Genomic DNA, 15,551 nt, shown 5'->3' with positions numbered 1-15,551 from the left:
TTTCGGTGGGACTTTTTTTGTGATTGAAAATTGAGAATTGAAAATTAATAGATAAAGAGAAGATGAAAAAGAAAGTAGCAATCCAGGGAATAGCCGGTTCGTATCACGACATAGCCGCCCGTAATTATTTCGAAGGTGAAGAGATTGAAATTATCGGTTGCAATACATTCAGAGATGTTATTTCGACCATCAAGAAAGATCCTTCCATTTTAGGAATGATGGCGATCGAAAATACAATCGCAGGCAGCTTGTTGCAAAACCACGAGTTGATCCGCGAAAGCGGTTTACAAATTATCGGTGAATACAAACTGCGTATCTCCCACTCGCTGGTTGCACTTCCGGGGACCAATATCCACGATGTCAAAGAGGTCAACTCCCATCCGATCGCCTTGATGCAATGTACCGATTTCCTCGATACGCTGCCCAACGCAAAAGTGGTCGAAAAGGAAGACACCGCCATGAGCGCCCGGTGGATTTCGGAAAACCAGCTGAAAGGACACGCCGCCATCTGCGGGAAACTGGCCGCCCAGATCTACAACATGGAAGTCTTGGCCGAAGGGATCGAAACCAACAAACGCAACTTCACCCGCTTCCTGGCAATCGCCGACCGATGGACGGCAGACGAGATGCTCAAAGGTGAAGACAAAAACAAAGCATCCGTCGTTTTCGCCCTCCCCCACACAGCCGGCAGCCTCTCCAAAGTTCTCTCCGTCCTCTCTTTCTACGACATGAATCTTTCCAAAATACAATCCTTGCCGATCATCGGACGCGAATGGGAATATCTGTTCTATATCAATCTGACATTTACAGATTATCTGCGCTACAAACAGGCATTGGATGCTATTAGACCGTTGACAAAAGACTTAAAAATATTAGGCGAATATGCAGAAGGAAAACAAAGTGTGTAAAACAATTGCACCCGCTAACCGTGTAGGTAGCGTACAGGAATACTACTTTTCCAGGAAACTGAAAGAAGTAGCCGAAATGAATGCCACAGGCAAAAACGTGATCAACCTCGGCGTAGGCAGTCCCGACCTTCCTCCTTCGGAACGGACCATCGAGACTTTGTGTGAACATGCTCGTCAGCCGAACGAACACGGCTATCAGCCGTATGTAGGCATTCCCGAACTGCGTAAAGGTTTCGCCGACTGGTATAAGAAATGGTATGACGTCGATCTCGATCCGAAAACGGAAATCCAGCCGTTAATCGGTTCCAAAGAGGGAATCCTGCATATCTCGCTGGCATTCCTGAATCCGGGCGACGGCGTGTTGGTTCCCAATCCAGGTTATCCGACCTACAGTTCGGTAAGCAAACTGGTTGAAGCCAACCTGATCCCTTACGAACTGAAAGAAGAACTGGGCTGGCAACCGGATTTCGAAGAGCTGGAAAAAATGGACCTCTCGAACGTCAAGCTGATGTGGACCAACTACCCGAATATGCCGACAGGGGCAAATGCCAGCATGGAACTGTACGAGAAGCTGGTCGCTTTCGGAAAAAAGCACGGGATTATCATCTGCAACGACAATCCATACAGCTTCATCCTGAACGAGCATCCGTTGAGCATCCTGTCCGTACCGGGAGCCAAAGACATCTGTATCGAAATGAACTCCATGAGCAAGGCGCACAACATGCCGGGCTGGCGTATGGCGATGCTCGCCTCCAACGCCCAGTTCGTACAGTGGATCCTTAAAGTGAAAAGCAATATCGACTCCGGACAGTTCAAGCCGATGCAACACGCAGCCGTCGAAGCGTTGAGCGCCCCGAAAGAATGGTACGACAATATGAACCGCGTCTACCGCAGCCGGCGCGACCTCGCCGGACAGATCATGCATACGTTGGGATGCGAATATGACGAAAAGCAGGTGGGCATGTTCCTCTGGGGAAAAATCCCCGCCGAGGCAAAAGGCAGCGAAGTGATAGCCGACCGGGTCCTGTACGAAGCCAATGTATTCCTGACACCGGGATTCATCTTCGGCAGCCAGGGCGAACGTTACATCCGCATCTCGCTCTGTTGCAAAAACGAGACTTTGGAAGAAGCCCTGAAGAGAGTGAAAAAGATTTATGATTTATGATTTATGCGTCGCCATCAAATCATAATCCCATAAATCATAAATCATTAATTATAAATCATAAATCATCATACAGTCATGGAAATGGAATTAGAATCAATCATGTTACCCGGTGTAGACCCGCAACGCCCTGTCGTAATCGCCGGTCCGTGTAGCGCAGAGACAGAAGAGCAGGTAATGGAAACAGCAAAAGGAATCGCCGACAAAGGCATCAAGCTGTTCCGAGCAGGAATCTGGAAACCTCGTACCAAACCGGGTGGATTCGAAGGAATCGGTGCAGAAGGCCTACAATGGTTGAAACGGGTAAAAAAGGAAACAGGTATGTACGTGGCTACCGAAGTGGCAACGAAAGACCATGTGTTCGAAGCATTGAAAGCAGGGATCGACGTGTTGTGGATCGGCGCCCGTACAACGGTTAACCCGTTCGCCGTACAAGAAATCGCCGATGCTCTGAAAGGCGTGGACGTTCCTGTTTTGATCAAGAACCCGGTCAATCCGGACTTGGAGTTGTGGATCGGTGCTTTCCAGCGTCTCTACGGTGCCGGTATCCGTCGCCTGGGTGCCATCCACCGCGGTTTCAGCTCGTACGATAAAAAGATGTACCGTAACCTCCCGCTCTGGCATATTCCTATCGAGCTTCGCCGCCGCATGCCGAACCTGCCGATCTTCTGCGATCCGAGCCATATCGGAGGCAAACGCGAACTGGTCGCACCTCTTTGCCAGCAGGCTATGGACTTGAGTTTCGACGGTTTGATCATCGAATCGCATTGTAACCCGGATTGCGCCTGGAGCGACGCTTCACAGCAGATCACGCCGGATGTATTGGATTACGTTCTGAATTTACTGGTTATCCGCGACTCCAACCAGACAACGGAAAACCTGGCCGAACTCCGTCGCCAGATAGACGGTATCGACGAACAATTATTGGAGTTGCTGGCTAAACGTATGCGTATCTCCCGCGAGATCGGCGTGTATAAAAAAGAACACAATATGCCGATCCTGCAATCACCGCGATACAGCGAGATTCTGGAAAAGCGTTCCAATATGGGTGAACAGATGGAACTGAACACGGACTTTGTAAAAGAAATCCTGAAAGAAATCCATGAAGAATCCGTACGCCAACAGATGATCATCATGAATGAATAATAATAATTTGCCAATGTGTCAATCAGAAGGCATGTTTCATTGGCACATTGGTACGTTATTATTGACACATTATCACATTGAAAAATTATTAATAATGAAAATACTGATATTAGGTGCAGGGAAGATGGGATCTTTCTTCACCGATTTGCTTAGTTTTGAACATGAAGTAGCCGTGCTTGAAAACGATCCGAAGCGGATGCGTTTCATTTATAACGCCCTTCGCCTGCAGAAGCCGGAAGAAGTAGCCGAGTTCAAACCTGAATTAGTCATCAACTGCGTGACATTAAGCTATACGATCGAAGCGTTCAAGAATGTCATGCCTTACCTGCAACCCTACTGCATCATCTCGGATATCGCATCGGTCAAGACGCATCTGAAGGAATTTTACGAGACATGCGGCTTCCCGTATGTTTCCACCCACCCGATGTTTGGCCCGACATTCGCAAACCTGGGACAACTGGAAAAAGAGAATACGATCATTATCTCCGAAGGGGATCATCTGGGGAAAATATTCTTCAAAGATATCTACTCCAGCCTGCGCCTGCATATCTGCGAATATACTTTCGAGGAACATGACAAAGTCGTGGCCTACTCGCTCGGTATTCCGTTTGCATCTACAATGGTATTCGCTGCCACGATGAAGCACCAGGATGCTCCGGGTACAACCTTCAAACGTCATATGAAGATCGCCAGAGGTCTTCTTTCAGAAGATGATTATCTCTTGACGGAAATCCTTTTCAACCCGCGCACGCCTCATCAGATCGCACGCATCCAAGAAGAACTGGACATCTTGCAGGGCATCATCAAAGACAAGGATTCGGAAGGGATGAAGGAATACCTGACAAAAATCAGGAAGAATATCGAATAAACACCTGCCTCCTGATCGGGGGTCAGATTATCAGTTTTTCACGCATCCGGTCAGCAGGCCGGATACGAGACCAAAGATAACGAAGACAAGGTAAAATCATACAGATGATTTCGGAAAGTCACCGGGAAAACGTACTTTTGTATGCTTATTTCAAAAAAGAGTGTTTTACGGATGAAGGTATGTATAGCTGAAAAGCCCAGTGTAGCACGCGAAATTGCAGAAGTTCTCGGGGCAACAAAAAAGATGAACGGGTATATTGAAGGGAACGGGTATCAGGTAACCTGGACTTTCGGTCATCTGTGCACTCTTAAGGAACCCAACGATTATTCGGACAACTGGAAACGATGGAGCCTGGCTTCCCTCCCGATGATCCCGCCCCGGTTCGGGATCAAGCTGATCAGCAACCCCACATACGAACAGCAATTCAAAACGATCGAAGAGCTGATGCAGAACGCCGAAATGGTCATCAACTGCGGGGATGCCGGCCAGGAAGGAGAACTGATCCAGCGTTGGGTCATGCAAAAGGCCGGTTGCAAATGCCCGGTCTACCGCCTGTGGATATCTTCGTTGACCGAAGAAGCGATCCGCGAAGGTTTCCAACACTTGAAAGAACAGTCCGATTTCACCAAGTTGTATGAGGCCGGTCTTTCCCGTGCCATCGGTGACTGGCTGTTAGGGATGAACGCGACACGCCTTTACACGCTCCGCTACGGACAAAACCGGCAAGTGCTCTCCATCGGACGGGTGCAGACGCCTACCCTTGCACTTATCGTAAACCGGCAAGCTGAAATAGACAACTTCAAGCCGGAACCCTATTGGGAACTGAAGACAGTTTACCGAAATACGACCTTCTCGGCCACCAAAGGCAAATTCACGAAGAAAGAAGAAGGGGAAGCCTTCCTGGAAATAGTCCGGCAAGAGGATTTCACCGTCACCGACATATCTGAAAAGAAGGGTAAGGAATATGCTCCCCGCCTTTTCGACCTGACTTCGTTGCAGGTGGAATGCAATAAGAAATTTGCTTTCACGGCAGACGAAACGTTGAAGTTGATCCAGTCGCTATACGAAAAGAAGGTGACGACCTACCCGCGTGTCGATACCACTTTCCTGAGTGACGACATTTATCCGAAAGTTCCCAACACGCTTAGCGGCTTGGTCGACTATGCCGATCTGACAGCTCCATTGCTGAAGGCAAAGATCCGGAAAGACAAACGTGTATTCGACAACTCGAAGGTGACGGACCACCATGCCATCATCCCGACCGGCGTACCGGCACGTAACCTGACAGACAACGAACGGAAAGTGTACGACCTGGTGGCCCGCCGTTTCATCGCGGCTTTCTATCCGGATTGCGAAATCTCGACAACTACGGTACTGGGTAAAGTCAGCAAAGTCGATTTCAAAGTAACAGGCAAACAGATTCTGAAACCGGGATGGCGCGTCGTGTTCGGTGCCGAACAAAAGGATCCGGATGCCGAATCTTCAGACGAAGAAGGCGTACTGCCGGATTTCGTGAAAGGAGAAAGCGGCCCCCACAAACCGACATTAGGCGAAAAATGGACACAGCCGCCCAAACCTTACACCGAAGCGACATTGCTCCGCGCCATGGAAACCGCGGGTAAACTCGTGGACAATGACGAATTGCGAGACGCATTGAAGGAAAACGGCATAGGCCGTCCTTCCACCCGTGCCGCCATCATCGAGACGTTGTTCAAACGTAATTATATCCGCAAGGAACGTAAGAATCTCTTCCCTACGGCTACCGGTGTGGAACTCATCGGCACGATACAGGAAGAGCTGTTGAAAAGCGCTGAACTGACCGGTCTCTGGGAAAAGAAACTCCGGCAGATCGAACGGGGCACTTATGAAGCCCGTACTTTTTTGGAAGAACTCAAGCAGATGGTCCATCAGGTAGTGATCAACGTCCTCTCCGACCAGACCGGACGCACCATCACGATCGAGCAGGCTGCTCCGGAAAAGCCCCAAGCCGAAAAAGAACCGAAAGAAAAGAAACCGCGCAAGCCGCGTGCCAAAAAAGAAAAGACTGCCGGTCAGCCGGAAGAAACAACCGCTCCCGCAAAGCCGGTATGCCCTATCTGCAAAAAAGGCGGCATCCTGCGTGGTAAAACCGCTTACGGCTGTTCCGAATATAAGAATGGTTGCACCTTCCGCATGGACTACGCCACTTATGGCGACGGACTATCGGATGAGGAATTGATAAAGGTAATTAGCGGGATTGGGAAATAATACGATTTAATGTGTCCGGATTCATTCAATTATCCCAGACAGTCAATATTTGTATTTGATTGTCTCGCATGATACTCTCAACCATTGGTTCCTACAAACGATTAGGCTCCTTATTTAAATCTTCCTGCTCCATATATCATATATTTGTTGGCAATGATAACCTTATTTCTCTATCTTTGTTCTCAAAATCAAAAATCAATGAAAGAAGAATGGTTTCCTTTGGTGAATGAGGAGGGAGAGACGATAGGGAAGGCGACGCGCAAAGAGTGCCATAGCGGATCGAAGATGTTACATCCAGTAGTGCACCTGCATATTTTCAATGAAGCGGGCGATCTCTACCTGCAAAAGCGTTCGATGAACAAAGATATCCAACCCGGTAAATGGGATACGGCCGTGGGAGGCCATATCGACTACGGAGAGACGGTCGAAGAAGCCCTTCGCCGGGAAGTACGGGAAGAATTAGGGATAACAGATTTCGTCCCGCGATTCATCACCCGTTATGTATTCGAATCGGCCATAGAAAAAGAGTTGGTCAATACCTACCGCACCACTTACGAGGGTCCGGTCACCCCCGACCCTTCCGAACTGGACGGCGGACGTTTCTGGTCCTCTGCCGAAATCCTCGAAAATATAGGAAAAGGAGTTTTCACGCCCAACTTCGAAGGGGAATACAAACGGTTATTCATGTAAACTGCAAAACACTAAAGCATAAAACAATGGCAAAAGAATTAGAACTCAAGTACGGCTGCAACCCCAACCAGAAGCCGTCGCGCATTTTCATGCAGCAAGGGGAACTGCCCATAGAAGTCTTGAACGGACGTCCCGGATATATCAACTTCCTGGATGCCTTCAATAGTTGGCAATTAGTAAAGGAACTGAAAGAAGCAACCGGACTGCCTGCCGCCGCTTCCTTCAAGCACGTAAGTCCGGCAGGAGCCGCCGTGGGAATCGAAATGAGTGACACGTTGAAAAAGATCTATTTTGTGGACGACCTTCCGCTCACTCCTCTTGCAACCGCCTATGCCCGCGCCCGCGGTGCCGACCGCATGTCGTCTTACGGTGACTTCATCGCACTCAGCGACACATGCGATGAAGCGACTGCACGTCTCATCAACCGCGAAGTTTCCGATGGCGTCATTGCTCCCGACTATACGCCGGAAGCACTCGAAATCCTGAAGAATAAACGGAAAGGCACTTACAATGTCATCAAGATCGATCCGGCTTATCGCCCAGCCCCCGTCGAGCACAAAGATGTTTTCGGTATCACATTCGAACAGGGACGTAACGAGATCAAGCTGGACGAAAGCCTGCTGACCAACATCCCGACCCAGAACAAAAACTTCCCGGACGAAGCGAAGCGCGACCTGATCATCGCTCTTATCACGCTGAAATATACACAAAGCAACTCAGTCTGCTACGTCAAGGACGGACAGGCCATCGGTATCGGTGCCGGCCAGCAAAGTCGTATCCACTGTACCCGTCTGGCAGGCAACAAAGCGGACATCTGGTACTTGCGCCAGCATCCGAAAGTAATGAACCTGCCCTGGATCGAGAAGATCCGCCGTGCAGACCGCGACAACACGATCGACGTCTACATCAGCGACGACCATGAAGATGTTTTGGCCGACGGTATCTGGCAGCAGTTCTTCACTGAAAAACCGGAAGTCCTGACACGCGAAGAAAAACGTGCCTGGCTGGACACGCTAAAAGGCGTTTCATTGGGTTCCGATGCCTTCTTCCCCTTCGGCGACAATATCGAACGGGCGCATAAGAGCGGCGTGGATTATATCGCACAGGCAGGCGGTTCCGTCCGTGACGACCATGTGATCGACACATGTGACAAATACGGCATCGCAATGGCATTCACAGGCATACGGTTGTTCCACCATTAAAAAGGAAAACAAGGGTTTCATAACACCGGTGTTATGAAAAGACAAAAAAAGAGGCTATGCAATCAAGCATAACCTCTTTTCTTTTTATCTCGATGAAGATTATTTACACATATCACGAATGATCTGAATCAGCTCGTCACCAATTTCTTCAGCTTCCTGCATCGTGTGGGCTTCGGAATAAATACGGATAATCGGTTCCGTATTGCTCTTGCGCAGATGAACCCATTTTTCAGGGAAGTCGATCTTCACACCGTCGATATCGGTGATATCATACTGGGCGAATCTCTCTTTCACTTTTGCCAGGATAGCATCCACATCGATATCCGGAGTCAGCTCCACTTTCTTCTTCGAAATGAAGTACGGAGGATAGGAAGCACGCAATTCGCTTGTCTTCATCTGTTTCTTTGCCAGATGAGTCAGGAACAGGGCGATGCCCACCAAAGCATCACGACCGTAATGGCTGGCCGGATAGATCACACCGCCATTGCCTTCACCACCGATGATGGCGTTAGTATCCTTCATCTTCGTCACGACATTCACTTCGCCCACTGCTGCCGCGTTATACTCACAACCGTGAGCACGGGTTACGTCACGCAGAGCACGGCTTGAACTCAGGTTGCTAACCGTATTGCCCGGTGTATGGCTCAAAACATAGTCGCTGACAGCCACCAATGTATATTCTTCGCCGAACATCTCCCCGTCTTCGCAGATAATAGCCAAACGGTCTACGTCAGGGTCTACGACAAAACCGACATCGGCTTTGGCATGCTTCATCAAGTCGGAGATCTCCGTCAGGTTTTCAGGGATCGGCTCCGGATTGTGTGCAAAGTTACCGTGAGGAGCACAATGCAGCTTGAAAATTTCCTTTACCCCCAGAGCAGAAAGCAATTCGGGAATAACGACACCGCCTACCGAGTTTACACAGTCGATAGCGACACGGAAATTAGCGGCCTTGATAGCCTCGACATCCACCAAATCCAGCTTCAATACACTCTCGATGTGCTTTTGGTTGTAGGTATTGTTGAGATAGACTTTTCCTAAATTGTCGACATCGACGAATACAAAACTTTCTTCAGCCGCTATCTTCAGTACCTCGGCGCCTTCGGCAGCGTTCAGGAATTCACCCCGTTCGTTCAGTAACTTCAAGGCATTCCATTGTTTCGGATTATGGCTGGCAGTCAAAATGATACCGCCACAAGCTTCTTCCCAGGCAACGGCCAACTCTGTGGTCGGGGTAGTAGCCAGATCGATGTCTACCACATCAAAGCCCATTCCGGTAAGCGTACCGAGAACGACTTGTTTAACCATCGGACCGGAGATACGTGCATCACGGCCTACCACGATCTTGTTTGTTGTCACCTTCGTGTTTTTCTTAATGAATGTAGCATAAGCGGCCACAAACTTGACAATAGCCAACGGATTGAGCCCGTCTTCCGGGTTTCCGCCTATTGTCCCACGGATACCAGAAATAGATTTAATCAGTGTCATTTAGTTAGATTTATTTTATAAAAGTATATTTCACTTTCTCAAAAAAGACAGGAGTTCCCGTACTCTGGAAATCACTGCTCATCAGTTTAAACGGAACGATCAGTTTGACAACCGCGCTGTCTCCCACATAAGGAAGTCCGGCACCTAAACCTTCGCAAATAAATATATCATAATAATAATCCATATCCGGATAAAGGCTGGTGTAATAACCATACCTGAACTCAACTGGAGACGTTCCGTTAGAATGCGGCCCGAGCAGGTTGACAGTACCGGTTCCCATGCTGCTATTTTCCATAAACATCTGAGCAATAAAACGGGAACGGATCGCCGTTTGTCCCAACACCGCACGTTCGCTGTTTCCTCTATTGACGATATTCAGATAAACACCATTATCCAACTCAACAAATTCATTTTCCTTAAAAATACTGTCCTTAGGAAATTCATCTAAAAAGACGAATCCGCTATCAACCTGCAAACGCTCGATCGCTTTTCTTTGGGCCTTCAACATATCAGTGTATGACTTTGTCTTGTCACACGACACCACCATTATGGCAGTGCACATAATCAACAGGATATAAAAACCTCTCTTCATCTGTTACGTATTTATTGTAAATGAATGGCAAATGTATATAATCTCAGCCATATCTCAGGCATGTTTGTTTAAATCTTCTGTTTTATTAGGATTAAATACCCTTAAACCCTCCTCAAACACGGCAACAGCATCGGCCAATGAACCATGGAATTCTCCACCCGAAGCATTTTTATGTCCGCCGCCATTGAAATACCGGCTTGCAAACTGGTTGCAGGGGAAATCTCCGACAGACCGAAGCGAGATCTTCACATAATCCTTATCTTCGCGGATAAAGACACTGAAAGCCACATTCTCGATGCTCAACGGCAGGTTGACAAATCCCTCCGTATCGCCTGTCACATAATGGAAACGGTTCATCTCTTCCAACGAAAGCGTGATCAGAGCGGCGTTTTGCTCCGGATAAACCTTCATCTTTTCATACAAGACGTATCCCATCATGCGCAAACGGCTTTCCGAATAGACCTGGTTCACTTTCCGGTAGATCAAATCCTTATCGATGCCTTTCTTGATCAGTTCGCTTATGATCGTATAAATCTCCGGCTTATTCGAGTTGTAGGTAAACGAACCGGTATCCGTCATCATGCCCGTATAGATACAAGCGGCACAATCCTTATTGATCAGGTCGAACATCCCCATGCGGCAGATGAAACGGAAAACCATCTCGCTCGTAGACGACATTTCAGGATATGACATCGTAACCCGGCAAAAATCGGCCGGATTCAGATGATGGTCGATCATCACCCTACGCCCCTCTGCCGCCACAACAGCCGGAGCCAGTTTCTCGATACGCTTGGGTTCGTTGAAATCGAGGCAGAATATGACATCCGCATCCCGGATCAACTGCTCGGCAAAATCAGGATATTTCTCATGAATGACGATTTCCTTATGACCCGGCATCCATTTATAGAACTGAGGAAAATCGTTGGGAACCACTACCGCCACATTATCTTTTCCATAGGCTGTCAAAAAATGGTACAGTCCCAATGCGGAACCTATAGCATCCCCGTCAGGGGTAACGTGTGTCACTATTACAAAACTTTCGCCTTTCTCGACGTACTTCTTGGCTTTCTGAATTTTCTCTTCGTGAATGATTTTCGTAATCATATATTCTCTTATTTTCAGTGACAAAGGTACTACTTTTTTTAGATTCCGCACAGCTTTAAATTCTCAATCACCCGGACAAGGAGTATAATTAACAACAAAAACAGCGTGACAAACAGATAGCGCGAACGCCCGGTATGACCATACAATAAGGTGGACAAAAGCATTCCATACGCCACCAGCATCATTAGGAAATCGAACCGGAAAGAAAAAAACGCTCCCGGCACCCGGCTAAAAGAATCTACGATCCAGAGCAAACGATGCGCAAGCCATTCCACAACAACCTGCAACCACTCAGCACCCGGAAAACCTGCCGGCAGCAACATCCAGACCAGGCATACAGGCACCAACAGCGTCGCCAACAAGGTAAGTGGCAGATTCGTCAACAAAAAGACGGTTGAAAATCGCCCGAAATAATAAAGACAGAGGAACGTCGTGCCGATTTGTGCCGACAGCGTTACGGTGATCCATCTCCACGGAGTCAGAAAAAGGGGATTGCGGATTTCTATCAAATGTTGTAACCGGGGCTGAAAATACAAAATGGAAAACACGGCCAAATAGCTTAGTTGAAAACCGATGTCGAACAGAAAAAGCGGTTCATAAACCAACATGCCGAAAGCCGAAGCCGCCAGAATGTTATACCGTTCCGTCATCCTCCCCAAGACAAGTCCCGTCAGAAACAAAGTCAGCATCAATCCTGCCCGGACAGCCGAGGCGGCACACCCTGTCACCGCAACAAAAGCCCACAACAACGCAATGGTCGACAGATACCGGACCCACTTGGCAAGCCCGTTACGGGGGAGAAAAGAAAGAAGAAAAGACAAAAATCCACAGACGATTGCCACATGAAAGCCGCTTACGGCCAAAACATGCGCTACCCCTGTAGCTGAAAAACGGTCTCTCACTTCCCGGCTCATGGCTTGCCGGTAACCGACGGTAATAGTGGCCAGTACGGATTTTTCTTCATCGGTCAGATTCAGTTTTGCGATCGGTTCCAATAATCGCTGCTGTTCTTCCCGGGCCCAACGGGAAAGGCCGGAAACCGGATGCTCCGATACAGATTCAGACTGCGAATAAGCAGTCTTTTGTATCGAAAGGAAAAGCAACAGGGACAAAAAAACCGCTCCCCACAGCCAACGGGTTTCATAACAAAAATATTCCCGCCCTCTCAAGGTTAGACCGGCTGTGGCAAGGGCTATAACAGGCAGCAATAATAATACCCAAGAATAAATACAACACGAAAAAACGGTCTGCAACATAATCCCCGTGATCCAGACAAGCAGCGGACGGGCAAATGGACGGATCTGTAATTCTTTTATCATAATTCTTTCAGTTCCCGGATCGTCTTCAACGGATCAGGAGAACGGAAAACGAAGCTGCCGGCAACCAGCACGTCTGCACCCACTTCAAGCAAAGGTTTTGCAGTCTGCATATTCACCCCGCCATCGACTTCGATCAAGGTGTTCAATCCTTTTGCCAGGATCATATCTTTCAGACGAGCCGTTTTATCTATCGAATGTTCGATAAATTTCTGTCCGCCATACCCCGGATTCACCGACATGAGCAACACCATATCCAAGTCCTGCAAGATATCTTCCAACAGGGATATCGGCGTATGCGGATTCAATGTGACAGCCGCCTTCATCCCCGCCTCTTTGATCGCCGCCACCGTACGGTGAAGATGCGTACAGGCCTCATAATGCACATTCATCATATAGGCGCCCGTAGCCGCCACTTCCGGAATGAACTTTTGCGGCTCCACGATCATCAGATGTACATCCATCGGTTTCTTGCAGATCGGTTTCAACGCTTCCAGAACCGGAAAGCCAAACGATATATTAGGGACGAACACCCCATCCATGATATCCAGATGCAACCAATCGGCATCACTCTTATTGATCATTTCCACTTCCCGCTGCAGGTTCAGAAAATCGGCAGCCAACAGAGAAGGTGCTATTTTATGTTTCATACTTCTTTTTGCTTTTCTGCAAAGGTATGAAAAAAGAAAGAGAATACCAGTAAAGGCATCCTCTTTCCAAATTTCTTAGTTCATTACCAAACCACAGAATTCCGTGCGTAAAGCGGGTTCTGAATGATAAACCCTCGCAAATTGAGTAAGGAAATCAAGTGTTTGCCGACGCGGCGTTGTTTTCCTTTCTTTTCGGTTCCTGTCTGTTTTATTTTCTATTTCATTCATACATTGAGTAGAAAGTCTCTTCATAGGCAGCTCGTTTTTTATCTTGTTTGATAATAAAACGGGAAGGCTTTCTCCTTATTGTATGACAAGAAAATAAATTTTCATTTTTTACGATCAGGCCATCGACAGCTCGATACTGTTTTCTTCCGCCATACGGCGCATATTCAAGATCGCATAGCGCATACGCCCCAGAGCCGTATTGATGCTCACACCGGTAATATCAGCAATTTCTTTAAAACTAAGATCCTGATAATAACGCATTTCCAATACTTCGCGTTGGCTGTCGGGCAGATGCTTCACCAGTTTTTTCACATCGGACAATACCTGATGGCGTACGATGTTATCTTCGATCGTACCGTCACAAAGTTTGATATTATTGAAAAGATCCACTTCCACCTCATCGTTTGAAACCGTATTTTCGCTACGTTCCTGGCGGAAGTTGTCGATAATCAGGTTATGAGCAATGCGGGTAATCCATGCCTTAAACTTGCCGTTTTCGGTATAACGGCCTTGTTTAATAGTCATAATCACCTTAACAAAAGTCTCCTGAAAGATATCTTCTGTGAGATCTTTGTTATGAACTATAAAGTAAATGTAGGAGTGTATGCTACTTTTATAACGATTCAACAATACATCGAAAGCAGCATTATTACCTTCTGCATAAAGAACAACCAACTCTTCGTCAGTCATCATTCTTAAAGTCTTCATTACTTCTATATTTTTAGTTTTTTCTTGAGTAATGTTTATGCTATAGGCAACGATGTTTAAAATTGTTAGACAATACTATTATTTATATTTACAAAGGCAAAAGAACGAAAAGTATTTTAAATAGGCAAACATTTCCTTTATTTTTACGCAAAAAAGCCCCCTGCCCGTACGTTTTATGTACGAACAGGGGGCTTTTACGAACAAAGTCGCCATTCACAACAGGCTGGATTTGATAAATTCTTCTATCTCTTGTGCAGTAACAGAATAAACTGGTTACAATTGATCAAATCCGGCATCTCTTGTGAAACGATTGCTATTAGTAAGCATAGCCAACAAATTTTTAGATTTCAACTTATGCCCGGAATAACTTAAAGCCAAAGAAATTAAATCATTTATAGACATACCACTTTTCAAAATAGAAAAGATATCATAATAATCACGGAAATAACTTCGCCGTAACATGACTTCCATCTTCTCCGTTTTACAAGTACGCCACTTCATAAAGTCCAAATCTTCACTCTGGCGAGTAGCCATAGATTTGATATAGGCATCCGGTTTCTTTACTTTAAAGTAATACCAAGCAAAAAAGCGGTTCAACGTATAAAGATATTCCTCTTGAGGAATAAGATAGTCCAGCCACACTTGTTTTATCTTCTTGAATGAAAATATCTGAAACAGCTGGTTGATTTCTTCCAAATCCAAGTGCAACAAAGTTTTCTCTATCAATATTTCATCCGAAACCTCATTGACCGAGCTTTCATTGTACGACCAGAAACAATGCTCTTGCTTCAACTTCGCCAACAGTTCTTGTTTTACTGCATCTACGGACATTCCCTTCAGTTTTAGAATAAGACAAAAATAATGGTTCTTTTGATCTTACACAAATTATTAAGTGAGTCTTTTTCTGGAATTATTTCATCACGACACGACAATGAAAAGAGCATGTTACATACTAATAAACATGCCAATAGCTTACTTAATATTTCCATAACATTCAGATTTAAATAAAAAAACATAAAAACAACGTAGTTAAAAACAAATAGAAGCACTTCTTTATAAAAGGTTGGTTCCATCAGGCAAATTCTGATAAAAACACAAAGGTTTAGGAAGAAATGTAAGGATCTAAGATATATTCACTCTCTGTACAGAAAAATAATAAATCAACACTACAATATTAATACAATACATTCATATAAACAAATTTTTTGTTTGTTTTTTCAAAAAAAAACCTCTACCCGTAAA

General features: G+C 46.5%; 13 protein-coding genes and 1 pseudogene. 7 read left to right on the top strand and 7 right to left on the bottom strand.

The features are described from left to right. The first annotated feature begins 62 nt into the window (after positions 1-62). The 7 genes from RDN79_RS10500 (at position 63) to RDN79_RS10470 (ending at position 8,223) form a co-directional block, all read left to right on the top strand. Positions 63-908 carry a prephenate dehydratase gene (locus tag RDN79_RS10500; RefSeq protein WP_298549533.1) on the top strand — a complete coding sequence of 282 codons (846 nt, stop codon included), beginning with the start codon at positions 63-65 and terminating at the stop codon, positions 906-908. Beyond that, the gene (locus RDN79_RS10495; protein ID WP_298549535.1) at positions 883-2,073 is read left to right on the top strand and encodes a pyridoxal phosphate-dependent aminotransferase; all 1,191 of its coding nucleotides are present in this window, start codon (positions 883-885) and stop codon (positions 2,071-2,073) included. The genes RDN79_RS10500 and RDN79_RS10495 overlap by 26 nt, the downstream gene beginning before the upstream one ends. Before the next feature lie 75 nt (positions 2,074-2,148). Next, entirely contained in the window at positions 2,149-3,216 is a 1,068-nt protein-coding gene (locus RDN79_RS10490) for a bifunctional 3-deoxy-7-phosphoheptulonate synthase/chorismate mutase type II (RefSeq protein ID WP_298549536.1), read from the top strand. A gap of 94 nt (positions 3,217-3,310) precedes the next feature. Further along, positions 3,311-4,084, top strand: coding sequence for a prephenate dehydrogenase/arogenate dehydrogenase family protein (locus tag RDN79_RS10485; RefSeq protein ID WP_298549537.1), 774 nt, complete (start codon positions 3,311-3,313; stop codon positions 4,082-4,084). 171 nt (positions 4,085-4,255) lie between these two features. After that, positions 4,256-6,331 carry a DNA topoisomerase 3 gene (locus RDN79_RS10480; RefSeq protein WP_298549538.1) on the top strand — a complete coding sequence of 692 codons (2,076 nt, stop codon included), beginning with the start codon at positions 4,256-4,258 and terminating at the stop codon, positions 6,329-6,331. Between the two features lie 198 nt (positions 6,332-6,529). Next, entirely contained in the window at positions 6,530-7,021 is a 492-nt protein-coding gene (locus RDN79_RS10475) for an NUDIX domain-containing protein (protein ID WP_298549539.1), read from the top strand. A 26-nt stretch (positions 7,022-7,047) separates the two neighbouring features. Then, on the top strand, positions 7,048-8,223 hold the full coding sequence (locus RDN79_RS10470) for a phosphoribosylaminoimidazolecarboxamide formyltransferase (RefSeq protein ID WP_298549540.1): 1,176 nt from the start codon (positions 7,048-7,050) through the stop codon (positions 8,221-8,223). A gap of 99 nt (positions 8,224-8,322) precedes the next feature. Here RDN79_RS10470 and glmM read toward each other — a convergent pair whose 3' ends face one another. The 7 genes and pseudogenes from glmM to RDN79_RS10435 form a co-directional block, all read right to left on the bottom strand. After that, positions 8,323-9,711 carry a phosphoglucosamine mutase gene (gene glmM, locus RDN79_RS10465; protein WP_298549541.1) on the bottom strand — a complete coding sequence of 463 codons (1,389 nt, stop codon included), beginning with the start codon at positions 9,709-9,711 and terminating at the stop codon, positions 8,323-8,325. Between the two features lie 10 nt (positions 9,712-9,721). Beyond that, positions 9,722-10,303 carry a DUF4827 family protein gene (locus tag RDN79_RS10460; protein WP_298549543.1) on the bottom strand — a complete coding sequence of 194 codons (582 nt, stop codon included), beginning with the start codon at positions 10,301-10,303 and terminating at the stop codon, positions 9,722-9,724. 54 nt (positions 10,304-10,357) lie between these two features. Beyond that, positions 10,358-11,407, bottom strand: a complete 1,050-nt coding sequence (locus RDN79_RS10455; protein ID WP_298549544.1) for a bifunctional oligoribonuclease/PAP phosphatase NrnA — start codon at positions 11,405-11,407, stop codon at positions 10,358-10,360. A 38-nt stretch (positions 11,408-11,445) separates the two neighbouring features. Beyond that, complete coding sequence (locus tag RDN79_RS10450) at positions 11,446-12,726, bottom strand: ComEC/Rec2 family competence protein (RefSeq protein ID WP_298549545.1); 1,281 nt, start codon at positions 12,724-12,726, stop codon at positions 11,446-11,448. Next, positions 12,723-13,373, bottom strand: coding sequence for a ribulose-phosphate 3-epimerase (gene rpe, locus RDN79_RS10445; RefSeq protein ID WP_298549546.1), 651 nt, complete (start codon positions 13,371-13,373; stop codon positions 12,723-12,725). The genes RDN79_RS10450 and rpe overlap by 4 nt, the downstream gene beginning before the upstream one ends. Positions 13,374-13,715: 342 nt before the next feature. Beyond that, positions 13,716-14,309, bottom strand: coding sequence for an RNA polymerase sigma factor (locus tag RDN79_RS10440; protein ID WP_186931137.1), 594 nt, complete (start codon positions 14,307-14,309; stop codon positions 13,716-13,718). A gap of 522 nt (positions 14,310-14,831) precedes the next feature. Further along, positions 14,832-15,140: pseudogene (locus RDN79_RS10435) on the bottom strand (hypothetical protein); the annotation flags it as partial. Between the last annotated feature and the right edge of the window lie 411 nt (positions 15,141-15,551).

Source organism: uncultured Parabacteroides sp. (assembly GCF_902493135.1).
Classification (GTDB): Bacteria; Bacteroidota; Bacteroidia; order Bacteroidales; family Tannerellaceae; genus Parabacteroides.
Note: the sequence above shows the minus strand (reverse complement) of the source record. Positions and strands in the feature narration are given on the sequence as shown.

Bases quoted from the DNA above. Each gene is read 5' to 3' on its own strand.
- RDN79_RS10500 (WP_298549533.1), top strand. From the start codon at position 63: ATGAAAAAGAAAGTAGCAATCCAGGGAATAGCCGGTTCGTATCACGAC.
- RDN79_RS10495 (WP_298549535.1), top strand. From the start codon at position 883: ATGCAGAAGGAAAACAAAGTGTGTAAAACAATTGCACCCGCTAACCGT.
- RDN79_RS10490 (WP_298549536.1), top strand. From the start codon at position 2,149: ATGGAAATGGAATTAGAATCAATCATGTTACCCGGTGTAGACCCGCAA.
- RDN79_RS10485 (WP_298549537.1), top strand. From the start codon at position 3,311: ATGAAAATACTGATATTAGGTGCAGGGAAGATGGGATCTTTCTTCACC.
- RDN79_RS10480 (WP_298549538.1), top strand. From the start codon at position 4,256: ATGAAGGTATGTATAGCTGAAAAGCCCAGTGTAGCACGCGAAATTGCA.
- RDN79_RS10475 (WP_298549539.1), top strand. From the start codon at position 6,530: ATGAAAGAAGAATGGTTTCCTTTGGTGAATGAGGAGGGAGAGACGATA.
- RDN79_RS10470 (WP_298549540.1), top strand. From the start codon at position 7,048: ATGGCAAAAGAATTAGAACTCAAGTACGGCTGCAACCCCAACCAGAAG.
- glmM (WP_298549541.1), bottom strand. From the start codon at position 9,711: ATGACACTGATTAAATCTATTTCTGGTATCCGTGGGACAATAGGCGGA.
- RDN79_RS10460 (WP_298549543.1), bottom strand. From the start codon at position 10,303: ATGAAGAGAGGTTTTTATATCCTGTTGATTATGTGCACTGCCATAATG.
- RDN79_RS10455 (WP_298549544.1), bottom strand. From the start codon at position 11,407: ATGATTACGAAAATCATTCACGAAGAGAAAATTCAGAAAGCCAAGAAG.
- RDN79_RS10450 (WP_298549545.1), bottom strand. From the start codon at position 12,726: ATGATAAAAGAATTACAGATCCGTCCATTTGCCCGTCCGCTGCTTGTC.
- rpe (WP_298549546.1), bottom strand. From the start codon at position 13,373: ATGAAACATAAAATAGCACCTTCTCTGTTGGCTGCCGATTTTCTGAAC.
- RDN79_RS10440 (WP_186931137.1), bottom strand. From the start codon at position 14,309: ATGAAGACTTTAAGAATGATGACTGACGAAGAGTTGGTTGTTCTTTAT.